At 69.5% G+C, this 25392-nt stretch carries 25 protein-coding genes; 3 read left to right on the forward strand and 22 right to left on the reverse strand.

Features of this window, described 5'->3' with window-relative positions:
- Positions 1 to 184: 184 nt before the first annotated feature.
- The 17 genes from VSR71_RS23940 to VSR71_RS24020 form a co-directional block, all read right to left on the reverse strand.
- Positions 185 to 1390: an acetyl-CoA C-acyltransferase gene (locus VSR71_RS23940; RefSeq protein ID WP_342916284.1), complete on the reverse strand. Its 1206-nt coding sequence runs from the start codon at positions 1388 to 1390 to the stop codon at positions 185 to 187.
- A 16-nt stretch (positions 1391 to 1406) separates the two neighbouring features.
- The gene (locus VSR71_RS23945; protein WP_342916285.1) at positions 1407 to 1862 is read right to left on the reverse strand and encodes a MaoC family dehydratase; all 456 of its coding nucleotides are present in this window, start codon (positions 1860 to 1862) and stop codon (positions 1407 to 1409) included.
- A 283-nt stretch (positions 1863 to 2145) separates the two neighbouring features.
- Entirely contained in the window at positions 2146 to 2958 is an 813-nt protein-coding gene (locus tag VSR71_RS23950) for an SDR family oxidoreductase (protein WP_342916286.1), read from the reverse strand.
- Positions 2955 to 4175, reverse strand: coding sequence for an acyl-CoA dehydrogenase family protein (locus VSR71_RS23955; RefSeq protein ID WP_342916287.1), 1221 nt, complete (start codon positions 4173 to 4175; stop codon positions 2955 to 2957). The genes VSR71_RS23950 and VSR71_RS23955 overlap by 4 nt, the downstream gene beginning before the upstream one ends.
- On the reverse strand, positions 4172 to 5359 hold the full coding sequence (locus tag VSR71_RS23960) for an acyl-CoA dehydrogenase family protein (RefSeq protein WP_342916288.1): 1188 nt from the start codon (positions 5357 to 5359) through the stop codon (positions 4172 to 4174). Before VSR71_RS23960 ends, VSR71_RS23955 begins: the two co-directional genes overlap by 4 nt.
- A gap of 11 nt (positions 5360 to 5370) precedes the next feature.
- Entirely contained in the window at positions 5371 to 6246 is an 876-nt protein-coding gene (locus VSR71_RS23965) for an SDR family oxidoreductase (RefSeq protein WP_342916289.1), read from the reverse strand.
- A gap of 10 nt (positions 6247 to 6256) precedes the next feature.
- Positions 6257 to 7408, reverse strand: a complete 1152-nt coding sequence (locus VSR71_RS23970; protein ID WP_342916290.1) for an acetyl-CoA C-acetyltransferase — start codon at positions 7406 to 7408, stop codon at positions 6257 to 6259.
- A gap of 20 nt (positions 7409 to 7428) precedes the next feature.
- Complete coding sequence (locus tag VSR71_RS23975) at positions 7429 to 8502, reverse strand: acyl-CoA dehydrogenase family protein (RefSeq protein ID WP_342916291.1); 1074 nt, start codon at positions 8500 to 8502, stop codon at positions 7429 to 7431.
- A 20-nt stretch (positions 8503 to 8522) separates the two neighbouring features.
- Positions 8523 to 9689: an acyl-CoA dehydrogenase family protein gene (locus VSR71_RS23980; RefSeq protein WP_342916292.1), complete on the reverse strand. Its 1167-nt coding sequence runs from the start codon at positions 9687 to 9689 to the stop codon at positions 8523 to 8525.
- Positions 9679 to 10482, reverse strand: coding sequence for an enoyl-CoA hydratase family protein (locus VSR71_RS23985; protein WP_342916293.1), 804 nt, complete (start codon positions 10480 to 10482; stop codon positions 9679 to 9681). The genes VSR71_RS23980 and VSR71_RS23985 overlap by 11 nt, the downstream gene beginning before the upstream one ends.
- A gap of 192 nt (positions 10483 to 10674) precedes the next feature.
- Positions 10675 to 11754 carry a nitronate monooxygenase gene (locus VSR71_RS23990; protein WP_342916294.1) on the reverse strand — a complete coding sequence of 360 codons (1080 nt, stop codon included), beginning with the start codon at positions 11752 to 11754 and terminating at the stop codon, positions 10675 to 10677.
- On the reverse strand, positions 11751 to 12641 hold the full coding sequence (locus tag VSR71_RS23995) for an enoyl-CoA hydratase (protein WP_342916295.1): 891 nt from the start codon (positions 12639 to 12641) through the stop codon (positions 11751 to 11753). The genes VSR71_RS23990 and VSR71_RS23995 overlap by 4 nt, the downstream gene beginning before the upstream one ends.
- A gap of 17 nt (positions 12642 to 12658) precedes the next feature.
- Positions 12659 to 13459 carry a ketoacid CoA transferase gene (locus VSR71_RS24000; protein WP_342916296.1) on the reverse strand — a complete coding sequence of 267 codons (801 nt, stop codon included), beginning with the start codon at positions 13457 to 13459 and terminating at the stop codon, positions 12659 to 12661.
- 47 nt (positions 13460 to 13506) lie between these two features.
- Positions 13507 to 14397, reverse strand: a complete 891-nt coding sequence (locus VSR71_RS24005) for a CoA transferase subunit A (protein WP_342916297.1) — start codon at positions 14395 to 14397, stop codon at positions 13507 to 13509.
- A gap of 5 nt (positions 14398 to 14402) precedes the next feature.
- On the reverse strand, positions 14403 to 15299 hold the full coding sequence (locus VSR71_RS24010; RefSeq protein WP_342916298.1) for a VOC family protein: 897 nt from the start codon (positions 15297 to 15299) through the stop codon (positions 14403 to 14405).
- 105 nt (positions 15300 to 15404) lie between these two features.
- Positions 15405 to 16121 carry an EthD domain-containing protein gene (locus VSR71_RS24015; protein ID WP_342916299.1) on the reverse strand — a complete coding sequence of 239 codons (717 nt, stop codon included), beginning with the start codon at positions 16119 to 16121 and terminating at the stop codon, positions 15405 to 15407.
- Positions 16122 to 16294: 173 nt separating this feature from the next.
- On the reverse strand, positions 16295 to 17482 hold the full coding sequence (locus tag VSR71_RS24020) for a helix-turn-helix transcriptional regulator (RefSeq protein ID WP_342916300.1): 1188 nt from the start codon (positions 17480 to 17482) through the stop codon (positions 16295 to 16297).
- Positions 17483 to 17693: 211 nt separating this feature from the next.
- On the opposite strand from VSR71_RS24020, the gene VSR71_RS24025 reads away from it, so the two are divergent.
- Both VSR71_RS24025 and VSR71_RS24030 read left to right on the forward strand, forming a co-directional pair.
- The gene (locus VSR71_RS24025) at positions 17694 to 18524 is read left to right on the forward strand and encodes an SDR family NAD(P)-dependent oxidoreductase (RefSeq protein ID WP_342916301.1); all 831 of its coding nucleotides are present in this window, start codon (positions 17694 to 17696) and stop codon (positions 18522 to 18524) included.
- Positions 18525 to 18567: 43 nt separating this feature from the next.
- A complete protein-coding gene (locus tag VSR71_RS24030) occupies positions 18568 to 19467 on the forward strand; it encodes an NAD-dependent epimerase/dehydratase family protein (RefSeq protein ID WP_342916302.1) in 900 nt (299 codons plus the stop codon).
- A 52-nt stretch (positions 19468 to 19519) separates the two neighbouring features.
- Here the strand turns inward: VSR71_RS24030 and VSR71_RS24035 are convergent, their stop codons facing one another.
- Genes VSR71_RS24035 through VSR71_RS24045 form a run of 3 tightly spaced genes read right to left on the reverse strand, consistent with a single transcriptional unit; the run spans position 19520 to position 21577 of the window.
- A complete protein-coding gene (locus tag VSR71_RS24035) occupies positions 19520 to 20278 on the reverse strand; it encodes an SDR family oxidoreductase (protein ID WP_342916303.1) in 759 nt (252 codons plus the stop codon).
- A 25-nt stretch (positions 20279 to 20303) separates the two neighbouring features.
- Complete coding sequence (locus VSR71_RS24040) at positions 20304 to 21161, reverse strand: SDR family NAD(P)-dependent oxidoreductase (protein WP_342916304.1); 858 nt, start codon at positions 21159 to 21161, stop codon at positions 20304 to 20306.
- Positions 21158 to 21577, reverse strand: a complete 420-nt coding sequence (locus VSR71_RS24045; RefSeq protein ID WP_342916305.1) for a nuclear transport factor 2 family protein — start codon at positions 21575 to 21577, stop codon at positions 21158 to 21160. Before VSR71_RS24045 ends, VSR71_RS24040 begins: the two co-directional genes overlap by 4 nt.
- Before the next feature lie 235 nt (positions 21578 to 21812).
- Between VSR71_RS24045 and VSR71_RS24050 the strand changes: the two genes are divergently transcribed.
- Positions 21813 to 22679 carry an SDR family NAD(P)-dependent oxidoreductase gene (locus VSR71_RS24050; protein ID WP_342916306.1) on the forward strand — a complete coding sequence of 289 codons (867 nt, stop codon included), beginning with the start codon at positions 21813 to 21815 and terminating at the stop codon, positions 22677 to 22679.
- A 599-nt stretch (positions 22680 to 23278) separates the two neighbouring features.
- Here the strand turns inward: VSR71_RS24050 and VSR71_RS24055 are convergent.
- Positions 23279 to 23725 (reverse strand): nuclear transport factor 2 family protein, encoded by a 447-nt coding sequence (locus tag VSR71_RS24055; protein WP_342916307.1) that lies wholly within the window; start codon positions 23723 to 23725, stop codon positions 23279 to 23281.
- A 16-nt stretch (positions 23726 to 23741) separates the two neighbouring features.
- Positions 23742 to 25391, reverse strand: coding sequence for a FadD3 family acyl-CoA ligase (locus tag VSR71_RS24060; RefSeq protein WP_342916308.1), 1650 nt, complete (start codon positions 25389 to 25391; stop codon positions 23742 to 23744).
- Position 25392 lies beyond the last annotated feature (1 nt).

Genomic DNA, 25392 nt, shown 5'->3' on the forward strand with positions numbered 1-25392 from the left:
CTGCCGGGATTGCTCTCGGTAGCGAAGTGTTTGCTCCCCTCTCCCGCTTGCGGGAGAGGGGCCGTGGGTGAGGGCGGGCGTGTGGCAAGCACCGCAACGTCTCACTTTGTGGAGACTCCCGCCCTCACCCCCAACCCCTCTCCCACTGGCGTGGGAGAGGGGAGAAAGCTAGCGGCAATGTTTCCTACGGCAGGACGTCGAACAGCGCCGCCGCCCCCATGCCGCCACCAATGCACATCGTCACCACCGCCTGCTGCACACCGCGGCGCCGGCCTTCGATCAACGCGTGCGCAGTCATGCGCGCGCCCGACATGCCGAACGGATGCCCGACCGAGATCGCGCCGCCATTCACGTTCAGCCGTGCATCGGGGATACCCAGCTTCTGCTGGCAGTACAGCACCTGCGAGGCGAACGCCTCGTTCAGCTCCCACAGGCCAACGTCCGCCACCGTCATGCCGTAGCGCGCCAGCAGCTTCGGCACCGCGAACACGGGACCGATGCCCATCTCGTCCGGCGCGCATCCCGCCACCGCCATGCCGCGATAGCGCCCCAGCGGGCGCAGGCCGCGGCGGCGCGCCTCGTCCGCGCTCATCAGCAGCACCGCGGCGGCGCCGTCCGACAGCTGCGAGGCATTGCCGGCGGTGATGTGCTCGCCCTCGGCCACCGCCTGCCCGCCGCTCCAGACCGGCTTGAGCGCCGCCAGGCTCGCGGCCGTGGTATCGGGCCGGTTGCATTCGTCCTGCGCCAGCGTCACGGTCTCGTGCCCGGTCAGTGCGCCGGCCTTGTCGAACAGCGCGCGGCGCGTTTCCAGCGGCACGATCTCGTCGTCGAAGGCGCCGCGGCGCTGCGCCTCGGCAGTGCGCTGCTGGCTGCGCCAGGCATAAGCATCCTGCTCGGCGCGGCTGACGCCGTAGCGCCGCGCCACCACTTCGGCGGTCTCGATCATCGCCATGTAGGCGGCCGGCTGCCGCGCCAGCACCGCTTCGGACTGGGCGCGGTAGCCGTTCTTGTGCTTGTTTTGCGTCAGCGAGATCGATTCAACCCCGCCGGCGACGATGATGCCGGCCTCGCCGCACTGGATCGCGCGGGCGCCCGCGGCGATCGTCATCAGGCCCGAGCCGCACATGCGGTCCATGGTCATCCCGGGCACACTGTCCGGCAAGCCGGCCGCCACCGCGCACAGGCGGCCCAGGTTGTAGCCCTGGGTGCCCTGCTGCGCGGCCGCGCCGATCAGCACGTCGTCCACCTCTGCCGGGTCCACGCCCGCGCGCTCAACCACCGCGCGCACCACATGGCCGCCCAGCACCGGGGCTTCGGTATCGTTGAAGGCGCCGCGGAAGGCCTTGCCGATGGGGGTGCGCGCGACGGCGACAATGACTGCTTCATTCATGCTCGGTTCCCTGTTTTCAGAAGTAGTAGCGGCTGATCGTCTCGGCCACGCAGGCGGGCTTGGATTCACCCTCGATCTCCACCGTCATGCGCACCACCGACTGCACGCCGCCCGGCAGCGTTTCGGCCCGCACCAGTTCGCCCACGCCACGCACGCGCGCACCGACGCGCACCGGCGCGGGGAAGCGGACCTTGTCGCAGCCGTAGTTGACGCCGAACTTCATGCCTTCGACGGTGACCAGTTCCGGCAGGAACTGGTTGACCAGGGCCAGCGTCAGGTAGCCGTGGGCGATACAGGCGCCGTAGGGGCCTTGCGCGGCGCGTTCGGGGTCGACGTGCAGCCACTGGTGGTCGCCGGTGGCGTTGGCGAACTGGTTGACCTGGTCCTGGGTGATGCGGGTCCAGGGGCTGGCGCCGAGGGGTTGGCCGACGGCGGCGTGGATGTCTTCGGCGGAGCGAAAGATTCTTGGCATGTGTGGTTCCAGCATTGTTTCGAATACCAACGTGCTTCCCGGTATGACAGGTTCCAGGGCCTCGTGGCGACCGCACACCACCGCGACGAACGCAGCCAGCGCCCTGCGCGAAGGCTCCCCTCTCCCACAACGTGGGAGAGGGGTGGGGGTGAGGGCCGGAGCATCAACGAAGTCACGCGCGTCGCTATGGCCAACGCCCGCCCTCACCCCCGGCCCCTCTCCCGCAAGCGGGAGAGGGGAGCAAATCCTCGGCGGATCAACCGCGACCAGCCGTGAAAGACGTTCACGCCCGCTGGCTGCTCACCGGCAACACCTCCCCCGTCATATAAGATGCATAGTCGCTGGCCAGAAACACCATCACGTTGGCCACCTCCCACACCTCCGCCGCACGCCCGAACGCCTCGCGCTCGCTGAGCTGGCGCAGCAGATCCGACGGTGCCGACTTCTTCAGGAAGTCGTGCAGCGCGATGCTGGGCGCCACCGCATTGATGCGCACGCCAAACTCCGCGGCCTCCATCGCGCTGCAGCGCGTCAGCGCCATCACCCCGGCCTTGGCCGCGGCGTAGTGCGACTGCTCCTTCTGCGCCCGCCAGCCGAGCACCGACGCGTTGTTGACGATGGCGCCGCGCCGGCGCGCCTGCATGTGCGGCAGCATCGCGCGCGTCATGCGGAAGGTGCCGGTGAGGGAAATATCGATCACGCGCGACCACTCGGCATCGTCCATATCAACTAGGCGGCGCGAGCCGCCCAGGCCGGCGTTGTTGATCAGCACGTCGGTACCGCCAAGTGCTTCTTCGGCGGCGGCCACGAGTGCGCGTACCTGCGCTTCGTCGGACACATCGCACAGCTGGCCGTGGATGTCGCGCAGGCCGGTTTCCGCGCGCAGGCGTTCGACTGCCTCTTCCAGGCGCCTGGGATGGATGTCCGAAATCATCAGCGCGCGGCAGCCCTCCTCCGCGCAGCGGCGCGCGGCGGCAAAGCCGATGCCGGCGCCCGCTGCGGCGGTGATCAGGACGCTCTTGCCCGCGAGCAGCTGGTGCCCGGGCACATAGGCCGGCGCGGCGGGAAAATCGGCGATGTCGGTGTTCAGGGTCATGACTGTCCTCGGGCTTCGCGCGGCATGCCCAGCCCGCGTTCGGCGATGATGTTGAGCTGGATTTCGTTGGTGCCGGCGTAGATGGTGTCGGCGCGCGAGAACAGCGCCATCTGCTGCAGCCGCGTGCGGCGCACGTCGCCCCCCTCGCCCCCCTCGCCGGCATCGAGCACATTGGCCAGCGGGCCCAGCACGTCCAGCGCCAGCTGGCCCAGGTCGCGGTGCCAGTTGGACCAGTAGTACTTGTAGATCAGCGCCTCGCGCTGCAGCGCAGTGCCGCCGTCCTGCCCTGCCTGCGCCGCGCCCGCCAGCATGCGCAGCGCATTGGCGCGCATCACGCGCAGGCCCGCCCACGCGCGCGCGATGCGCTGGCGCACCAGCGCGTCGCGGCTGCTGCCGTTGTCGCGCGCGGCCTGCGCCACCCATTCCAGCTCATGCGTGAACTGCATCTGCTGGCCGAGCGTGGAGATGCCGCGCTCGAACCCGAGCAGCGCCATGGCGATGCGCCAGCCGTCGCCGGGCTCGCCCAGCACGTCGGCGGCCGCTGCGCGCGCGCCGTCGAAAAACACCTCGTTAAACTCCGCGCCGCCGCCCATCTGGCGGATCGGACGGATCTCGATGCCGGGCTGGTGCAGCGGCAGCATCAGGAAGATCAGGCCCTTGCTGCCGCGCGAGCCGGGCTCGCAGCGCGCCAGCACGAAGATCCAGTCGGAATCGTGCGCGAGCGAGGTCCATACCTTCTGGCCGCTGACCAGCCAGTCGCCGCTGGCGGCGTCGCGTACCGCGCGCGTGCGCACATTGGCCAGGTCCGAGCCGGCGCCGGGTTCCGAATACCCCTGGCACCAGAACGTGGTGCCGTTGCGGATGCCGGGCAGCAGGCGCGCCTTCTGGTCTTCGGTGCCGAACGCGATCAGGGTCGGGCCGATCAGGCCTTCGCCGATATGGCCCATGCGGCCCGGGCCGCCGGCGCGCGCGTATTCCTCGTGGAAGATCACCTGCTGCATCACCGGCAGCTCGCGCCCGCCATGCGCGCGCGGCCAGCCCAGCCCGGTCCAGCCGCCCTCGGCCAGGCGCCGCTCCCACGCCTTGCGCAGTTCGGGGAAGGCCTCTTCATCGCCGGGGCCGCCGCGGTGCTTCAGGCAGGCAAACTCGCCGCTCAGGTTGGCGGCCATCCATTGGGCCACCTCGGCGCGGAATGCCGACTCTTCATGCGCGCTCATGCTGTCCTCCAGGCTTGCGGGCCATGGTCCGCGAGATAGGCAAGCGCCGCGCCGGCGCCGCCCAGCCAGTGGCTGGCAGCCTGCGCGCGCTTGAAATAGAGCTGGGGGTCATACTCCCAGGTGAAGCCGATCCCGCCATGCAGCTGGATGGCCTCCTGCGCGCCGAAGCGCAGGGCATCGTCCGCGGCGACGGCAGCGGCGGCGATGTCAAGGCGAGCCTGGCCGGCATGCCCTGAATCCCATGCCTTCCACGCCTCCCACGCCTGCGCCGCGCCATACACCGCCGAGCGCGCGGCCTCGACCAGCACCATCATCTGCGCGCAGCGGTGCTTGACCGCCTGGAACGAAGCGATGGCGCGGCCGAACTGGATGCGTTCCGACGCATAGGCAACGGTCAGGTCCAGGCATTGCTGGGCCGCGCCGAGCTGCTCTGCCGCCAGCATCAGCTTGCCGTGCCACCAGGCACGGGCCATGCCCTGCGCCGCGTCGTCCCCGCGTGCCAGGCAGGCGCCTGCAGGAACGGACAGCCCGTCCAGCCGCAGCGACGCCAGCGGCCGCGTGCGATCGAGCGTGTCCAGCGGCGCCAGCATGAAGCGCGCGTCCTGCGCCAGCGCAGCGGGCTCCAGCAGGAACAGCGCGGGCGAGCCGCTCACATCACCCGCGAGCCGTGCCGGCACCAGCAAACAGTCGGCGCCGGCGGCATCCGCCACCTGGGCGGCGCTGCCGCGCAGCACGAAGCCGTCCGCGCATGCCTGCGCAGTGATCGAGACACCGTCGTAGTGCCAGCCGCCATCGTCCGGCAGCACTGCCGCGGCGCGGCACCCGCCGGCGGCCAGGCGTTCCAGCCACTGCGCACCGTGGCGGGCGCAGGCCTGCAGCCACGGCGCCGCCACGCAGGCGGTCGACCAGAACGGCACGCAGGCCAGGCGCTGGCCCAGTTGTTCCTGCAGCAGCGCCAGCCCCGGTGCGCCCAGGCCTGCGCCGCCCACCGCTTCGGGCAGCGCGATGCCGCACCAGCCAAGCTCGCCCGCGATCGCTTGCCACAGCGCGTCGTCGTGCGCCGGACCCGCCTCGGTCGCGCGCCGTACCGCCGCCGAATCACTGTGCGCGGCGAGGTAGTCGCGCGCGCTGTCGCGGACCATCTGGTGTTCGACGCCGAATCCGGCTGAATTGGTGAAGTCCATGGCCGTGCCGCTCAGCTGCCGTAGACCGGCTGGGGCGGCTGCGACTGCGCCAGCAGCCCGGCCACCGCGGCGCCCACTTCGGCCGGCTGCCAGCGCCCGCCCTTGTCGGCTTTCGGCCCGGTGCGCCAGCCATCGGCCAGCGACACCATGCCTCCTGCCGCCTCGAACATGCGCCCGTTGACCTGCACCGATTCCGCGCTGCCGAGCCACACCACCAGCGGCGCGACATTGGCCGGGTCGTAGTAGTCGAAGCCGCCTTCCGGCGCCTTCATCATGTCGGCGAACACCTGCTCGGTCATGCCGGTGCGCGCAGCGGGAGCCAGCGCATTGGCGGTGATGCCGTAGCGGCCCAGTTCGGCGGCCTGCACCAGCGTCAGTGCGGCAATGCCGGCCTTGGCGGCGGCGTAGTTGGACTGCCCGACCGAGCCCTGCAGGCCCGCGCCGGAGCTGGTGTTGATGATGCGCGCGTCGACAGCGCGGCCGGCCTTGGCGGCATCGCGCCAGCGCCTGGCCAGCAGGTTGGCCAGGCAGAAGTGGCCGCGCAGGTGCACGCGCATGACATCGTCCCAGTCCGCCTCGGTCAGGCTGACGAACATGCGGTCGCGGCAGATGCCGGCGTTGTTGACCAGCACATGCACCTCGCCGAAGGCCGCGACTGCGGCATCGACGATGCGCTGCGCGGTGGCCAGCTGCGTGATGTCGTCATCGCTGGCCAGGGCGCTGCCGCCGGCGGCGCGGATTTCCGCGCAAACCGCCTCGGCCGCCTCGCGCCGGATGTCGTTGACGACCACGTTGGCGCCCTCGGCGCCGAAGGCCAGCGCATAGGCGCGGCCCAGCCCGCCGCCGGCGCCGGTGATGATGACGGTGCGTGCGTCGCAAATGCCCATGATGGCCTCCTTACAGCCGTTCAATGATGGTGACGTTGGCCAGCCCGCCGCCCTCGCACATGGTCTGCAGGCCGTAGCGGCCGCCGCTGCGCTCCAGCTCGTGCAGCAGCGTGGTCATCAGGCGCGCGCCGGTGGCGCCGAGCGGATGGCCCAGCGCGATGGCGCCGCCGTTGGGGTTGGTGCGCTCGGGCGCGTAGCCGGTTTCGGCCAGCCATGCCATCGCCACCGAGGCGAAGGCCTCGTTGATCTCGACTACGTCGATATCGGCCAGGCGCAGGCCGCTGCGTTCCAGCGCGCGCTTCGTTGCCGGAATCGGCGCGGTCAGCATCCACAGCGGGTCGTCGCCCAGCACGCTCATATGCGCGATGCGCGCGCGCGGCTTGAGCTGGTAGCGCTTGAGCGCCTCTTCGGAGACGATCAGCAGCGCGGCGGCGGCGTCGGCGGTCTGGCTGGACACCGCCGCGGTCAGCGAGCTGCCCGGCATCAGCGGTTCCAGCGCGGCCATCTTGGCCAGCGTGGTATCGGGGCGCGGCGTTTCGTCCTGCTTCACGCCTTCGCACGGCACGATCTCGCGGGCGAAGCGGCCGCCCTCGATCGCCGCCGCGGCACGCTGGTGGCTCTCCAGCGCATAGGCTTCCATGGCCTCGCGCGACAGCTTCCAGTGCTCGGCAATGCGCTGCGCGGCGTGGAACTGCGACACCGGCGCATCGCCGAAGCGCGCCTGCCAGCCCTTGCTGCCCGAGAACGGGTCGGCAAAGCCCAGCGCCTGGCCGGCGAGCATGGCCGACGAGATCGGGATCTGCGTCATGGTCTGCACGCCGCCGGCGATCACCACGTCCTGCGTGCCGCTCATCACCGCCTGCGCGGCAAAGTGCACGGCCTGCTGCGACGAGCCGCACTGGCGGTCCACGGTCACGCCCGGCACCGTCAGCGGCAGGCCGGCGGCCAGCCACGCGCTGCGGGCGATATTGCCGGCCAGCGGGCCGATGGTGTCGACGCAGCCGAACACCACGTCGTCATAGTCTTCCGCGGGAATGCCGTTGCGGCGCACCAGCTCGGCCAGCACGAAGCCGCCCAGGTCGGCGCCGTGCACGTGCGACAGTCCGCCCTTGCGGCGCCCGGTGGGCGTGCGCAGGGCATCAACGATATAGGCGTCTTTCATGGTTTTTGATCTCCTTGGATTCAGGCAAACGTGGCGCCGGCGCCGAGGTCTTGCTCGCCGTCCAGGATGTGCGCGCCCAGGCGCGCCTTGTGGAAGGCCCGGTCGCCCCAGCTTCCCGCCAGGGCCCAGGCCCGCTTGGTGAAGATCTGCAGGTCCAGCTCCCAGGTGTAGCCCATCGCGCCATGCACCTGGATCGACTGCCGCGCAGCGGCCCACGCGCAGCGCGCGGCCGCGACGCGGGCATGCGAGACATGGAGCCCAACATGCGGCAGGCCATGCGCCAGCGCGGCCGCGGCGCGCAGCAGCACCGGCTTGGCGAACTCCAGCTGGATCGCCACGTCGGCCAGCAGGTGCTTGACCGCCTGGTAGGCGCCGATGGCCTTGCCGAACTGCTTGCGCTGCGCGCTGTAATCGATCGCCAGGTCCAGCATGCGTTGCGTCAGGCCCAGCTGCTGCGCGGCGACGCCGAGCGCGCCGCGGTTCAGCGCCATGTCCCACAGGCCGCTGCCGGCCGCCGCCGGAATCAGCTCGGTCTCGGCGCCCGGCGTCCACGCCAGCTCGAACAGCCGGCGCGACGGATCCAGCCCGGTGCGCGCCGCCAGCGTGGCCTGGTCCGGCCGCAGCAGGTGGACGGCGCCTTCGTGCGCGCACAGGATGGCGTCGGCAACATGGGCGTCGGCCACCAGCCGCTGCTGCGGATGCGCCACCGCCACGCGCGCATCGCCGGCGGCGATGCGCTCCAGCAGGGCGGCGCAGCGCTCGCGCGCCGCGGCATCCGGCGCCGCCGCGAGCGCATCGCGCAGCAGGCCGGCCGCCACCAGCGCGGTGTCGAGCAGCGGCTCCGGCAGCGCGAAATAGCCGCACGCCTGCGCCAGCGGGGCCCATTCGAGCTCACCCAGCCCGAGCCCGCCCTGCTCAACCGGCACCATCACGGCGGCCAGCCCCTGGTCGGCAAGCTGGCGCCACAGCGCGTCGGAGCGGCCGGTCTCGGTGCTCCACAGCTCGCGCGTCAGCTCGGGCGTCATCTCGGTCATCAGGAAGCGCCGGATCGCCTCGGCAAACTGTTCCTGCTCTTCGGTCAATGCGAAATCCATGGTGTAGTCCCCGGGTGCCGTCACGCGCGCGGCATGCCGAGCAGGCGCTCGGCGACGATGTTGCGCTGGATTTCGTTGGTGCCGGCGTAGATCGGCCCCGCCTGCGAGAACAGGAAGCCGTCCAGCCAGTGGCCGAGCGAACCCGGCGGCTGGCCCGCGGGCGCGACTTCGGCCGCCTGCCCCAGGATGGCCAGCGCGGTATCGTGCATATGAATGTCCAGCTCGGACCAGAACACCTTGTTCGTGCTCGACTCCGCGCCAATGTGGCCACCGCGGACCAGCCGGCTCGCGGTGGCATAGGTCGACAGCGTGTAGGCTTCGGCATCCATCCACGCGCGCAGCACCGCGTCGCGCAGCGAGGGGTCGCGGTCCGCCGCCTCGCGGTTGGCCTGGTACAGACGGACCAGCGCGCGCGCGGTTTCCTGGAAGCGCGCCGGCGAACGCAGCATCAGGCCGCGCTCGAAACCGGCGGTGGCCATCGCCACCTGCCAGCCGGCGCCTTCGGCCGCCAGGCGGTTCTCCACCGGCACGCGCACGTCGTCGAAGAAGATCTCGGCAAAGCCGGTCTGGCCGTTGAGCTGGCGGATCGGGCGCACGGTGATGCCCGGCGTATTCAGCGGCACCAGCACGAAGGTCAGCCCGTGGTGGCGCGTCGAGGCCGGGTCGGTGCGGAACAGCCCGAACAGCCAGTCCGCCCATACCGCGCGCGTCGACCAGATCTTCTGGCCGTTGATCACATAGTCATCGCCGTCGCGGATCGCGCTGCAGCGGATCGCGGCCATGTCGGAGCCGGCGTTCGGCTCGGACCAGCCCTGCGCCCAGATATGCTCGCCCGAGGCCATGCGCGGCAGAAAGCGCGCCTTCTGCGCCGCGGTGCCGAACTCCATCAAGGTAGGCCCGAGCAGGAAGATGCCGTTCTGGTTGACGCGCATCGGCGCGCCGGCGCGCCAGTACTCTTCCTCGAAGATCAGCCACTCGATCAGGTCGCAGCCGCGCCCGCCGAGTTCGGCCGGCCACGTGACCATGCTCCAGCGGCCCTGGTTGAGCGTGGCTTCCCAGGCGCGATGCTGGGCAAAGCCTGCCTCGGTGTCGAAGCTCGCCAGCGGCGTGCGCGGCACGTGCGCGGCCATCCATTCGCGCACCTCGGCGCGGAAGGCGCGCTGGGCGTCGGTGTATTCAAGCTGCATCGCGCGCCCCCTCGTTCCCTGTGCCGGGACCGGCGAAGCTGGCCTCGCGCCTTTCGACAAAGGCCGCGCGCGCCTCGCCGGAATCGGCGCTCATATAGGCCTGCAGCGTGAAGCCCTGCTCCCAGCGGTACTTGTCCTCCAGGTTGCCGTCTTCCACGCCGTTGAGCGCTTCCTTGGCGAGCTGCAGCATGGCCGGGCTCTTGGCGGCGATCTGGCGCGCCAGCGCCATGGCGGCATTGCGCAGCTCAGCGCGCGGCACCACGCGCTCGACCGCGCCGAGCCGGTACGCCTCGGCGGCTTCGATCATTTCGCCGGTGAAGTACATCGCCCGGACCTTCTGCACGCCGAACATGCGCTGCAGGTGCGCACCGCCGCCCATGGCGCCGCGATCGATCTCCGGCACGCCGAAGCGCGCGCACTCGGACGCGACGATGATGTCGGCGGCACCGCAGATGCCGATGCCACCGCCCAGCACGAAGCCGTGCACGGCCACGATGACCGGCTTGGGGTTGCGGTGCACGGCGCGGAAGGTCGCGTAGTTGCCGGCGTTGACTTCGACGATGCGCTCCGGGTGCGCGGACAGCTCCTTGATATCAACGCCCGCGCAGAAGCCGCGGCCTTCGCCGCGCAGCACGATCACGCGCACGGCGGGATCGGTGCCGAGGCGGTCGATGGCGGCGGCCAGCGCCTGCCAGCCGGCGTTGTCGAGCGCGTTGACGGGCGGATGGTCGATCACCAGCTCGGCAATGCCGTTGGCGGTGTCGATGCGGAAGGGTTGGTCCGTCGGTTGCATGGTTGATTTGCTTGTCATGTTGTTGATGCGTTGGTTCAGCCTTGACGGCTCGCTGCGCCGGAAGCGCCTGCCCTCACCCCCCGCCCCTCTCCCGCATGCGGGAGAGGGGAGCAAACCTGCAGTCCTGATTGATCCTGCTTGGGTTCTCCCTCTCCCGCTCGCGGGAGAGGGCCGGGGTGAGGGCCGGGCGCATCAACGAAGCGCAGCCTGCCGTGATGCCAGCGCCTGCAGTTGCGCTCGCGCCTGGACGACCATGCCTTCCACGATCTGCTCGCATGATTCGATAGCCCCGATCGCCGCCGCTGCCTGCCCGCTGGGCAGCACCCCTTCATCAGGACACCCTTCCACCATCGCGCGCTGGATCAGCACCGGCGCGTTGGCGGCCATCAAAGTCTGGGCGGCGCTGTAGTCCTGCTCGCGCATCGCGCGCCAGGCGGTCGCCAGCATCTGCGTGCTGCGCATGCCGGTGCGTGCCTGCCATTTGCGCGCGGCCGACAGCGCCAGCCAGGTGCGTCGCCACGGGCCGGCCTTCTCCAACTCCAGCAGCAGCGTGTTGTCGATCATCCGCTGCGGCAGCCCGTCGATGGCCAGCGACACCCGGATGTGGGCCGGGTCGCGCACCTTGACGTAGCGCTCCAGCGTCCGCGGCGGCACCGGCGATTCGGCCGACATCAGGAAGCGCGTGCCCATCGCTATGCCAGCCGCGCCGTACGCCAGGGCCGCGGCCAGCCCGCGGCCGTCGAAGAAGCCGCCCGCGGCCACCACCGGCACGCTGACGCTGTCCAGCACCTGCGGCAGCAGCAGCGTCGTCGGCGTGCCGCCGGTATGGCCGCCGCCCTCGCCGCCCTGCACGGTGACCACGTCCGCGCCCATCTCGACGGCCTTGGCCGCGTGCTTGGCGGCGCCCACCGTCGGCATGCAGACCACGCCAGCCGCCTTGAGCCGGCCGACCATCTTCGCGTCGGGGCCGCGCCCGTAGCTGACCGCGCGCAGCCGGTGGCGGATCGCCATCTCGATGACTTCGTCCGCGTTGGGCTGGAACATGTGGAAATTGATGCCGAAGGGCCGGTCGCTGAGCGCCTTCACGCGCAGGATCTCCTGCTCGACCTCGCCGGGCGGAATGGTCGCGCCGGCAAGAAAGCCGAATGCCCCGGCGTTGCCGCTGGCAGCGACCAGCTTCGCATCCGCCACCCAGCCCATCGCCGTCTGCACGATCGGGTAGCGGCAACCCAGCAGGTCGCACAGCACTGTGTGCAGGCTCGCGTTGCTCATGCCTTGCCCTCGCCGCCGGTGCGTTGCGACGCCGCCATCGCGCGCGCGTCGTAGCCGCCAAGCTTGTCGCCGCTGACCAGTTCGTTATGCGCGTGCGCGAAGTGGTGCCAGGCAAACACCGCATCCATCGCCGTGCGCTTGCCCTGCAGGTCCTCCACATGGTTGACCGCCTGCTTGGTCAGCGTCAGGCCCAGCCGCGGCATCTGCGCGACCTTGCTGGCCATGCCATAGACGGTGTCCTCCAGCGCGTCGCGCGGCACCACGCGGTTGACCATGCCCATGCGCTCGGCGCGTTCGGCGCCCATGCGCTCGCCCAGGAACAGGAACTCCTTGGCGATGCGCGGGTGCAGTTCGTAGGCATGCGCGAAGTACTCCACACCGGGAATGCCCATGCGCACCACCGGATCGGCAAAGAAGGCATCGTCCGACGCCACGATCAGGTCGCACACCCAGGCCAGCATCAGTCCGCCGGCAATGCAGGCGCCATGCACCATGGCGATGGTCGGCTTGGGCAGCTCGCGCCAGCGCCGGCACATGCCGAGATAGACCTCCTGCTCGCGCGCATAAAGGAACTCGCCGCCGGGCTTGTTGACGTGGTCGTACCAGAGCGAAGCGCGCTCGAACGACTCGTTGATATCGCGGCCCGGCGTGCCGATGTCGTGCCCGGCGGAGAAATGCTTGCCGGCGCCGCGCAGCACGATGACCTTGACCGCGTCGTCCGCGGCGGCGCGCCGGTAGGCTTCATCCAGCGCATACGTCATCTTCGAGTTCTGCGCGTTGTGGTAATCCGGCCGGTTCATGGTCACGGTGGCAATGCCGTCCGCGACCTGGTAGAGCACCTCGGCGTTGGGGCCCAGGCTGATGGGTTCGATAGCTGGCGTTGTCATGTCCGCGTGTTCCTGTCTCAAGCGCGTCCGGAAGGATTGCCACGCACGATCGTGGCGCGCAGGTTGTGCGGATCGAGCCGGGCGATCAGGCGCAGCTCTTCCGGCGTCGGCGGTGCCGTCTCCGGCAGGGCTTCTCCGGCCGTGTTCGCCAGCGCGAAGCCGGTCGCCACCTGCACCTGCCCGAAGCTCACGCCCGGATGCAGCGAGCGCACGCGGATGGCATGGTCGGGTCCGCCGAAATCCATCACGCACAGGTCGGTGACGATCACGCGCAGGTCGACAAAGCTGCGCATGCCTTCGATCTGGCGCGCAGGGTTGTAGCCGGCGCTGCAGACCATGTCGACTTCGCCGCCGACAAACGCGCGCGTGCTGTGCCCCGGCACGAAGAAGGAATTGGCATGGTGGATGCTGTTGCCCGGGAAACCGCGCGCGCCGAGCAGCTGCGTCTTGGGCTGCGCATGCGTGCCACCCAGGCAGGAGATATTGGCCTGACCGAAGCGGTCGATCTGCGTCGGCATCACCAGCGCATGGCGGCGCCCGCCCCAGAGGCAGTCGAACACGCGCGAATAGCCCATCCAGCCGCTGGCGCGAACCTTGAAGCCGGCCTCGCGCGGGCCCAGCGGCACCGGTGTCTCCACCAGGTAGGCCTCGCCGTCGGTCATCAGCAGCCCGGGGTTGTGTGCAAGCCGCGCCAGGCCGGCAGCGATGCGCGGGCCGGTGCCGATGCCGGTGGCCAGCACCTCGCCGTCGTCGCTCCAGGCGCGGGCGGCGGCGGCGATCATCAGCTCGGCGCGGGTGAATTCACAAGTGGCGCTCACGGTCGCTCCTTGGGTTGGCGGGTGGATTGGCGGGTGGATTGGCGAAATCAAAGTACCGGCAGCGGCAGATCGTGCACGTGGCCGAGGCCGCCGATGCGCTCCAGGTAGGCCGCCTCGCTGGCGCCCACCACCTCGTCGCGGTACGCACGGAATCCGTCCCCGGCCTCGGCGCTGGCGCAGTACGCCTTCAGCGCCGGCAGGTCCCAGCCATAGGCGGGTGCGCAGGAAGTGGGATGGGCACCGGCGGACGCGTGCACCACGCCCGTTACCAGCGAGCGTTCGAAGGGGTTGTTGCGGGCGTGCGCCAGGTCCTCTTCCTCGAGGCGCGGATGCAGCGTTTCGCAGCTCACATAGCAGCGCCGCGCGGCGCGGGCAAACCATTCATCGAAGAACGGATCGGGACCGTCGATGCGGGTGTTGCCCAGCACATCGCTCTCGTTCACATGCAGCAGCGCCGCGTCGAGCTCGATCGCCGGCATTGCCACCAGCACCTCGCCATCGGCGTAGGGCGAGCGCACGGTTTTCAGCTGCGGGTTCTTCGCCAGCACGTCGGTGCCCAGAGAAGCGCGCGTCGGCAGGAACGGCAGCCGCGCCGCGGCCGCGCGCAGGCCGAGCTGCAGCATGCCTTCGTCGAGCTCGGTCACCTCCAGCGTGCCGCGCTCGCGCGCCTGGCGGAAATAGGGCTCGAGCGGGATCACGTCGAGCGAGACGAAACCGAACACCAGACGGCGCACCTTGCCGGCGGCGCACAGCATGCCGACCTCGGGGCCGCCATAGGCGACCACGGTCAGGTCCTTCAGCGGCGAGCGCAGGATCTCGCGCACCAGCGCCATCGGTTTGCGGCGCGGGCCCCAGCCGCCGATGCCGATGGTCATGCCATCGGCGAGCCGGCCGACCACGTCGGCCGCGCTCATGGTCTTGTCGATTGTCTTGGTCATGGTGTTTAGCGGTATCCGATGCTGAAGTCGTGTCCCCACAGGCTGACACGCGTGGCTTCGTAGGCGGCGTGGTGGCCCCAGTCCACCACCAGGCCGCCGTGCCCGTATTCGAGGTCGAAGCCGGCGGGGGTCTTCATGTAGAAGGAAGTCATGCGGTCGTTGCAGTGCTGGCCCAGCGTGGCCGACAGCTTCACGCCGTGCTGCTGCACGCGGTCGAGCGCGCGGCCCACCTCCGCCATGTCAGGCACTTCGGCCATCACGTGGATGCAGCCGGCCTCGGACGGCATCTCGAAGATCGCCAGGCTGTGGTGGCGGCCGTTGCCGCAGTGCAGGAAGTGGATGCGCTTTTCCGGCTCGTCGGGATCGCTGGTAAAGCGCACGCGGAAGATGTCGGACAGGCCGAAGCCCATCACGTCGCGCAGGAAAGCGTAGGTCTCGTCGAATGCCGGCGCGGGCAGCACGGTATGGCCCGCGCCCATCGGATCGGTGATAAAGCGCGGCACGCCGACCGGCGAGACAAAGCGCAGGAAGTCCGAGCGCATGCCCCATGAAATCTCGTGGCGGTTGCCCGACGGATCGGTGAACCACGCCATGGCCTGCACGCGGCGTTGCGCCAGCTCCGCGGCGCTGGCGTGCACGACTTCGACATTGGCCTGCCGCAGCGTGTCGAGCGCGTGACGATAGGCCAGTTCGTCGGCCAGTTCCCATCCCGAAGCGAGGTAGCGGTCGCGCGCGCCCGGCACCACCAGGTAGCGGTAGTCGCGCTCGTCCATCTTCACGTAGAGCGCGCCGCCCGGGGCGCCGGAGCAGGCCATGCCCAGCACCTGCCCGGCATAGTGCCGCCATTGCTCCAGGTCGGTGGACTCGACCACGATGTAGCCAAGCGCACGGATATCCAACATGCCGGTCTCCTCTGTTCGTTGCCACTGCTGGCTGATGAGACCTATTCTTCCGTGCGCTGCCACCCGGCACATCGTCCAGTGGGACTAGCCGATCCGGGTCCGGACTCAGGCGGTGGCGGGACTGACGATGTACTGGCTGGTCGGCACCACGTCGATCCTGTCGAAGTCGATAAAGCGCTGGCAGCTTGCCATCATGGCCTGCAGGTTGCGCTGGAACTTCTCTTCATCGCCGACGGCGTCGAAAAACGCCTGCGGATCGGTCATTGCGGCGTCGGGGAAGCATTCCTCGACGATCGCGTCGTAAGGCGGCGCGGCGTAGGTGAGCGGCCGCACCACCACGTTCTGCACATAGAGGAAGTTGTCCTGGGTCTCGACCGCCACCTGCGTGTGGTGGTTGTGCCAGGTGTCCAGCCACGCCTGCGGCGTGAGCCGGGGCGGCCGCGTCAGGAAGGCCAGTTGCGCGAAGCCGGGGGTGCGCTCGCCCGGCGCCGCCGGGAAACGCGTATTGCGGATCGGCTGGGACTCCGTGACGAGGTAGCCCGCCATGCGGCCGACCGCTGCCTCGACCGCCTGGTCGAACGGCTGGCGCAGGCGGTCGACGGCGCTGTCCATCCAGACCGACACCAGCCCTTCCATCTGCGGGCGGGTGTTTACCTGGCGCAGCCCCGCGGCAGGCAGCACGGCGTCATCCGCCACGTTGACCTGCAATCCGCGCGCGCCCAGCGCCAGCAGCTTGTCCGCAAGCGTCGTGCGCAAACGGCGGGCGAACTCTGCCGGCTCGGTACGCGAATCGCGCCAGACGATATAGATGACTTTCTCCATGCTCCACGCTCCCTGGTACAGGTGCCGGCCGTGGCCGGACAGGTTGATGCGTGCGCGGAACCGCCATCCGGGTGCCGCGCCCGCTGGTCCTGTGCATGCTAGGCGCGTGGATGGGAACGCTCATCCTCCAACCGGACTAGGCGCGTGAACGGTGATGTACGGCGCGATGGCGCTCAGCCGAGCGTGACGACACTGCTCAGCAGCATGCGCACCAGCGTGGCCTGCCGCGTGACCCCGGTCTTGGAAAAGATCGAGCGCAGGTGGGCGCGTGCCGTGTTCTTGCTGGTGCCCAGGGCCTCGGCGGCTTCGTCGAGCGTCATGCCGTCGGCAAGCACCAGCGCCAGCGCGGTTTCGGCGGGGGTGAGGTCGAACAGCTTGCGCACGACCTCGTGCGAGGCGCGCGACTTGCGCTCGGGATCGCGGATAAAGACCGCGCAAGCGGGCCGATGCCGGTTCTCTTCCGACCATTCGCTGAGCGGAATGGTGCGGATCAGCACGCCGAGCTTGCCGCGCCCCGACGGGCGGGTGATCGACATGGCTTCCGCCAGCGCCGGCTCGCTGCCGTGGTGTCCCAGCTGCGCGCGGCGCAGCAGGTACTGGAACTTGCGGCTTTCCTGTGCGTAGGCGATCTCGAAGTTGTTCCCGTTGAGGCGGATGCCGTCGTTCTCCGCCAGGATCTCGTCGGCCTCCGGATTCTTCTTGAGGATCGTGCCGGCGGCGTCGAGGATCACCATGCCCACCAGCATGCGGTCGATCGCACCCGCATAGAGCGAGCGCTCGGATTCGACCACATCCAGCCGCGAATGCAGCCGGATCGCGCGCTTCAGGTGCGGCAGGATGGCGCCGCAGGTTGCCTTGCCCACCTCGGAGAAATCCTGCGCGTCGTCCTGGCGGCAGATGCGCAGGCGGCACTCGACACCATCCTCGGTACGGATGTCCGCGCCCAGCAGGTAGCGGATGCCGAGCGGCTGCAGGAACTGGCGGTAGATCTCGCTGCGGCACCAGTTGCCGGCGCCCAGCGCTTCGTCGACCGTGACCGCCCGGTCGGTGGGCAGGTTGATAAAGGGATCGATCGCGTAGTAGTAGCTGTTGTAGGAAGCCTCGGCCTCCAGCGAGGTGCCGTGCGCCGAAGCATGCACCGCCAGGCCGCTGCGGTCGCTGGCGGGCGAGCGCAGGATAAAGCTCACATAGCTGGCATCGAGCTGCTTGCGCAGCATTTCGAGCGCGTGGCCCCAGGGCACGGGTTCCATCGGCCCTTCATAGACCGCGGCCAGCAGCGCGCTGAACTGCGCGACGCCCAGGCCTGACTGCGCAAGCAAAGGCGACGCCATTTCCTGCGCCCCAACGGTCGCCATCAACATATTTTATCTCCTGATTCCACACCGCGTGTGTGCCTGCCGGCGCTCTGCGGCGCCTGGGGGCAGCGCAGATTATAGGGACGCTGCCTGCCCGTTGACGGCCAATACGCGGCCCTCGGTGTTTTCCCTGACCTGCAATCGGACGATGTTCGCCCCGCGCGCCGCGGATCAAATGCGCGCATCCCCGCAGTGCAACCGAAGGAGAGCAACCGAGATGGATTTCACCGACAAGACCGTGCTGGTCACCGGAGGCGGCGCCGGCATTGGGCTCGCCACCGCGCAGGCCTTTCTGGACCAGGGCGCGCGCGTGGCGATCATCGAGATCGACGCGCAGCGCGCCGACTATGCCAACGATTTGCTGGGCAGGGCCGGCGCCGACGTGCTGGTGGTGCAGGGAGACGCCGCCGACGCCAGCACCGTACGCGAACTGACCGCTCAGATCGAACAGAGGTTCGGGCGGCTCGACGTGCTGGTCAACAACGTCGGCGACTTCCTGCGCATCGCCAAGCCGTTCGAGCACTATACCGACGACGAGATCGCCAGCCTCTACGCCGCAAACCTCGGCCACGTCTTCACCGTGACGCGCGCCATGCTGCCACTGCTACGGCGCAGCGAGGCCGGCAGCATCGTCAGCGTGTCGTCGATCGAGGCCTTCCGCGGCATTCCGTACTGCAGCGTTTATGGCGCCTTCAAGGCCGCCATCACCGGCTTCACCCAGAGCCTGGCGCTGGAGCTGGCACCGGCGCGCATCCGCGTCAACCTGATCGCCCCCGAAACCACCGAAACCCCGCAGGTCCCGGTGTCGCAGATGGTTGCCGCGGAGCACCAGAGCCATATCCCGAGCTGGATCCCGCTGGGCCGCTTTGGCACACCACGGGACATCGCCGACGGCATCCTGTTCCTGGCCAGCCCGCGCGCTGCCTGGATCACCGGCACGGCCCTGCATGTCAACGGCGGCGCCCTGGCCGCCGCCGGCTGGTACCGCGACCCCAGGGGCGCGTGGACCAACATGCCGGTCATCGTCGGCAACGGCATGAACCTCTGATGGACGCGCCACGCGGCCACACCACCCAACCAAGGAGACAAGCATGAAGATACTGATCGTCGGCGGCAACGGCATGATCGGGGGCCACGCTGCCCTGCACCTGCGCAGCCGCGGGCACGAGGTCGCCATCGCGGGCCGCAACCGCCCCGCCCCAGGCACGCCGCTGGGCGGGCTGGACTTCCTGCGCTGCGACTACATCGCCAACGACCTGCCTGCGGCGCAGCTGGCTGCCTTCGATGCGCTGGTTTTCGCCGCCGGCAACGATGTGCGGCACGTCCCGCCTGGCGGCGACGAAGCGGCGCACTGGGAGCGCGCCAACGTCGAAGGCGTGCCGCACTTCTTCCGCGCAGCGCGCGATGCCGGCATCCGGGTTGCCGTGCATGTCGGCAGCTTCTATCCGCAGGCGGCGCCGCGGCTGGCCGAGGACAACGCCTATATCCGCTCGCGCAAGCTGGCCGACGAAGGCGTGCGGGCACTGGCCACGGACACCTTCCGCGTCAGCAGCGTCAACGCCCCGTTCGTCGTGGGCACGGTGCCGGGCCTGATTGTGCCGATGTTCAAGGCCTATACCGACTACGCCAGGGGCGGCTTTGCGCCGATGCCGGACTTCGCGCCGCCGGGCGGCGTCAATTTCATCTCGGCCATGTCGCTGTCGGAAGCGATCGAAGGTGCCTTGCTGCGCGGCGAGAACGGCAAGGCCTACCTCGTGGGCGACGAGAACCTGACCTTCCAGGACTACTTCGGCGCGTTCTTCCGCGATGCCGGCCGCCCGGTACCGCCGGTCATCGACCAGGAGCACCCCTTGCTGCCTGACTCCGCGATCTGCTTCGGCCGGGGCAACACGCTCTATTACGAGCCGGACGCGGCCGAGGCCGCCCTGCTCGGCTACCGCCGCCGTGACATCCTGCGCACGGTGAGCGAGATCGTGGCGCAGTACAGCTAGGGCGCAAAGACGGACCGCGGCGGCCCGCGCAAGCAGGCCGCCGCAGCCGGTCCTACAGACCCGAGATAAGCTGCGCGTTATCGATGCGCAATTCCGCGCCATTGATGAAGCGCGACGCGTCCGAAGCCAGGAACAGCACCAGGTTGGCCACGTCCTCCGGCTGGCACATGCGTGCCATCGGGTCCGTGCCGATGCCCAGCGCAACCGCGTCAAGGTTTGGCATCAGCGCCTGCGTCATCGGCGTCCAGATGCCGTCGGGATGGATCGAATTGCAGCGGATGCGGTAGCCGTTGCGCTTGCAGTGCACGGCCACGCTGCGCGCGAGCGCGGTCACGGCACCTTTCGCGCCGCTATACGCGCACATCATCGGCAGCCCGCCCAGCGCCGCCACCGACGACATCACCACGATCGAGCCGCCGGCCGGATTGCCCTTCATCGCCTGCACGCCGAACTTGCAGCCGAGGAAGTAGCCGTCGGCATTGACGCGCATGACCTGCCGCCAGGTGTCGAGCGAGGTTTCCTCGATCGATCCCGCCGGGCAGATGGCCGCGTTGTTGACCAGCACGTCGAGCCGCCCGAAGCGGTCCTGCGTGGCGGCCATGGCCTTGCGCCAGTCTTCTTCACTGGCGATATCGTGGCGTACGAACAATGCCGCATCGCCGATCTCGCGCGCGAGCGCCTGCCCGGCCTCCTCGTTGACGTCACTGAGCACCACGCGCGCGCCTTGCGCCGCCAGCAGCAGCGCATCGGCACGCCCTACCCCGCTGGCCGCGCCGGTGACCAGCGCGACCTTGCCCTTGACCTGATTCATCGTTGCTCTCCTTGGATGGTCCGTTTCAGGCGGCGTCGGGAATCCTGCCGGCCAGCACCGCGTGCAGCGCGGCTTCGCCATACACCGCCGCCACGGTTTCGTCGAGGATGGGATTGCCGCGCAGCTCGCTGCCGCCATCGACGGCGATGCTCTGCCCGGTGACCCAGCCCGATTCCGGCCCGGCCAGGTAGCGCACCGCGCTGGCGATGTCCTCCGGCTCGCCGGCGCGGCCCAGCGGCATCTGCGCGACGAACTTGTCGAGCATGGCCGGGTTGTCGAACATCGGCCCGGTCGCGCCGGAACGGGTCAGGCCGGGCCGCACCGCATTGACGCGAATGCCGCATCCGGCCAGTTCCTCCGCGGCGGCGCGCACGAATGCTTCCAGGCCCGCCTTGGCGGCGCAGTACGCCGACAGCCAGCGGCAGGTCATGCGTGCCGCGTTCGAAGAGATGCAGACAATGGCGCCGCCTTGCGGCGCCATCAGCGGCGAGGCGTGACGGATCGCCAGGAAGGCGCTGGCGATATTCAGTTCCAGCTCCGCCATCAGAGACGCCGTGTCATGCATCAGCATGGGACGGAAGCCACCGCCGCCGACAGTCGCCACCACGATATCGAGGCGGCGCTCCAGATCCCAGGCCTGCCGCAGCGCGGCCTGCACATCGGCCTCGCGGCAAGCGTCGCCGACGTTGATGGCAACCGTGCCGCCGGGCACTTGCGCAAGCAGGTCGCGCCGTGCCGCTTCCAGTGCTTCGCGGCGCCGGCCCATCAGCACCACCGCCGCGCCGTCGCGCAGCAGCGCCAGCGCGCTGGCCGCGCCGATGCCACCGGCGCCGCCGGTGACGAGGGCGGTCTTGCCTTCCAGTACGCGATTGGTCGTCATCATGCCTCCCGCAGCGGCAGATCCTGCGCCCAGTCCACCACCAGCTCGCGCGCTGCGATGCGCCACGTGCCCTGCAACCACTCGAAGCGGTCCTGATAGCGGATGCCCCAGTCCAGCTTGCGCTGCACGCCGTCCTGCTCATACAGGTGGTTGGCCACGCAATAGGTTTCGCCGGTCGCCGTATCGCCATGGATTTCCACCAGCTGCTGGTGCACATGGTGCTGCGTGGCGCGGTACTGGCCGAGCGCCGCCATGCCCTTGGCAATGGCTTGCGGGCCGTCCATGTGGAAGCCCGGCCCGCTCAGCCGCGCATCCGGCGTGAACAGCGCCGCGAGGGTTGAAAAATCGCGCCGGTCCACTGCCTGCGCATAGCGGCAGGTCAGCGCGTGGATGGCTTGCTTGGACTCCAGTTCGGACATGGCCAGGCTCACTCCTTGGTTAGGACCGGTGGCGACGCCAATGCGGCGCGCCGGTCGTTGGGATGGCAGACATCGTCAGTCCTGCCGCGCCTGGGGCCATCGTCCGCCTGGAGTAGCCGCCCGTGGTGCCGTTTAGTCCGAACGAAGGATGTACCGGGGCGACGCCCGCCCCAAGCTTCGACGAGCGCGGGCGCCCCCGACGGCGGCCCGCACTTCACTGACACAGGAGACAGACATGAAGCAGTCGGAACAGGCCATCGTCGCGGTCGTTACGGGCGGCTCTCGCGGCGCCGGCAAGGGCATCGCGCTGGCGCTCGGCGCGGCTGGCGCGACGGTGTATGTGACCGGGCGCACCGAGCGGGAAGGCAGCGCCCCGCTGCCCGGCACCATCCACGCCACGGCGCGCGAGATCGATGCGCTGGGCGGGCGCGGCATCGCGGTCGCGTGCGACCATCGCGACGATGCGCAGGTAGCGCGGCTGTTCGCGCAGGTGCGCGAGGAGGCGGGGCGGATCGATATCCTGGTCAACAACGCCACCTTCCTGCACGATGAGCTCATCGTGCCCGGGCCCTTCTGGCAGAAGCCGCTGGAGATGACCGGGATCCTGGACGTAGGCCTGCGCTCCGGCTACGTCGCCAGCTGGCACGCGGCGCCGATGATGGCGGCGCGCGGGCGCGGGCTGATCGTGTTTACATCGTCATTCGGCGCCAACTGCTATATGCATGGGCCGGCTTACGGGGCGCAGAAGGCCGGGATCGACAAGTTCGCGCATGACATGGCGGTGGACCTGCGGCCGCATGGCGTGGCGGCGGTCTCGGTGTGGATGGGGCCGTTGCGCACCGCGCGCACGCAGCGCGTGTGGGAACAGCATCCCGACAAGTACGCGTCGTTCGCGCCCGTGGCGGAGACCCCGGAATTTACCGGGAAAGTCATTGAAGCGCTGTATCGCGATCCCGGGCTGATGGAGAAATCTGGCCAGGTGCTGATCGCGGCGGAGGCGGCGCTGGAGTATGGGATTGTCGATGCGGAGGGCGTGCAGCCGCCGTCGTACCGGGAAGTGCTTGGTGGCCCGCCGGCGGTGCATCCGGCGATTGTGGAGTAAGGCAATCGGGCTAGCCACCGCCTCACGCATACGCTCCCCTCTCCCGCGCAGTGGGAGAGGGGTGGGGGTGAGGGCCGGAGCATCCACGAAGTGACATCGCGTCGTGCTTGCCATGCGTCTGCCCTCTCCCCCGGCCCCTCTCCCGCAAGCGGGAGAGGGGAGCAAACAAGCGCGGTTTTATCCGTCCTGCGACAACCCCGTCGCAAACTCGGTCGACCGGATCAACCGCCACCCCACGCATACGCTCCCCTTTCCCGCGTAGTGGGAGAGGGGTGGGGGTGAGGGCCGGAGCATCCACGAAGTGACACCGTATCGTGCTTGCCACACGCCTGCCCTCACCCCCGGCCCCTCTCCCGCAAGCGGGAGAGGGGAGCAGACAAGCGCGGTTTTATCCGTCCTGCGACAACCCCGTCGTAAACTCGGTCGACCGGATCAACCGCCACCCCACGCATACGCTCCCCTCTCCCGCGTAGTGGGAGAGGGGTGGGGGTGAGGGCGGGAGCATCCACGAAGTGACATCGCGTCGTGCTTGCCATGCGCCTGCCCTCACCCCCGGCCCCTCTCCCGCAAGTGGGAGAGGAGAGCAGACAAGCACGGTTCTATCCGCCCTGCGACAGCAACCCCGTCGTAAACACCGTCGACCGGATCAACCACGCCCCGTCGACCCGCACATACTCGTCCGCATAGCGCCCGGTCAGGAACGTCCGCGAACCATTGGCATCGTCCAGCGCCAGGTACGCCAGCTCCCAGCTACCCTGCGCCGACTCCTCATCCAGCACCTGGATATCCGCCTGCCCCGCAAAATGCATCTCGCGCAGCGTAGGCCGGCAAGCCAGCTCCGCAAAACACTGCACCAGCGCATCACGCCCAGGAAAGCTGCCGATGCGGTCATAGTGGATATGCGCGTTGTCCGGCACGAAGCAGGCCCGCATGGCTTCAGGATCCTTGTCGTCGCACGCCCGCAGGTAGCGCAGCTTGAGCGCACGGATCGCATCGGCGGCTTCCAGGCGCGCAAGGCGGTCGGCGATGTCGGCAATATCGGTCATGTTCGATCCCCGTTGGTCAGGCTTCACGCAGCTGGTACTTCAGCACCTTGCCCGCCGCGCTGACGGGCAGCGACGCCACGAACTGCACGTCGCGCGGCACCTTGTAGTTGGCCATCTGCCGGCGCGCCCAGGCGATCAGGGTTTCCGCATCCAGCCGTGCGCCATGGCGCAGCACCACGTAGGCGCGCCCGACCTCGCCCAGCCGCTCGTGCGGCATGCCCACTACCGCCACCTGGGCCACGGCGGGATGCGCGGTCAGCAGCTTCTCGACCTCCGCCGGGTAGCAGTTGAATCCGCCGACGATAAACATGTCCTTGATGCGGTCCGTAATGCGCAGGTAGCCGCGCGCATCGAGCGTGCCGACATCGCCGGTATGCAGCCAGCCGTCGGCGTCGATGGCTTCCGCCGTCGCATCGGCCAGGCCAAAGTAGCCTTGCATCACGTTGTAGCCGCGCACCAATACCTCGCCCGGCTCGCCGGTCGCGGCCGGCTGCCCCTGCGCATCGACGCAGCGCAGCTCGACCCCCGGCATGGCGCGGCCCGAGGTGCCGGCCACCGTTTCGGCATCGTCGCCGGCGCGGGTCAGCGTGGCAAAGCCGCACGACTCAGTCAGGCCATAGCCGGTGATCACGGTGTCGAAGCCCAGCTCATCGCGCATGCGTTCGATCAGCACCGGCGCGATGGCCGAGGCGCCGGTCACCGCAATCCGCAGCGACGACAGGTCGAACTCGCGCAGCCGTGGCGCGTTGAGCAGCGTCTGGTAGAGCGTCGGCGGCCCCGGCAGCACCGTGATGCGTTCGTTCTCCACGCGCGTCATCACGGCGTCGGCGTCGAACACCAGGTGCGGCAGCACCGTGGCCCCGCGCGACAGCGCGGCAAGCCATCCCGCCTTGTAGCCGAAGGTATGGAAGAAGGGATTGACGATCAGGTAGCGGTCCCCGGCGCGCACGCCCGTGATTGCGGCCCAGCCGTCGATGGCACGCAGGTTCTGCGCGTGCGCGGTCATCACGCCCTTGGGGCGCCCGGTGGTGCCCGAGGTGAACATGATGTCCATCGGCGTGTCGCCGCACACGCCGGCCTCGCGCTGCCCGAACGCCGCCATGTCCACCTGCTGCGCCAGCTCAAGGAAACCGTCCCACGCCAGCTCGCCGTCGGCCAGCGCCCTGCCCTGCCCGGGCCGCAGGATCACCAGCCGCTCCAGTGTGGCGGGGCGGTGCGGCGCCAGCATCTGCGGATAGCTTTCGCCGAGGAAGTCGTCGACGCAGAACAGCAGCCGCGCGCCGCTGTCGGCCAGCACGGCGCCGGCCTCGGCGCCCTTCATGCGCGTATTGAGCGGCACCAGCGCGGCGCCCACGCTGTGCGTGGCCAGCGCCGCGATGATCCACTCGGAGAAGTTCGGCGCCCATACCGCAACGCGGTCGCCCGGCTGCACGCCGAGCGCCATCAGCGCGCGGCCCGCCTGGGCCCGGCAGGCATCCAGCGCGGCGTAGCTCAGGCGCAGCCCGTCCTCCTGGATGGCGATGCGCTCGCCGTGGCGCAGCGCCGCGCCCCGCACCAGCTCGGGAATGGTCGCGGCGATATCCTCTTGGCTGGCGGTATCCTGGGCGCCCTGGGCGTCCTGGCCGGCCAGCACCGCAATGTCGTCGATGGTGTCAGATGGGGTCATG

It is taken from the genome of Cupriavidus oxalaticus, from assembly GCF_038900635.1.
GTDB classification, from domain to species: domain Bacteria; phylum Pseudomonadota; class Gammaproteobacteria; order Burkholderiales; family Burkholderiaceae; genus Cupriavidus; species Cupriavidus oxalaticus_B.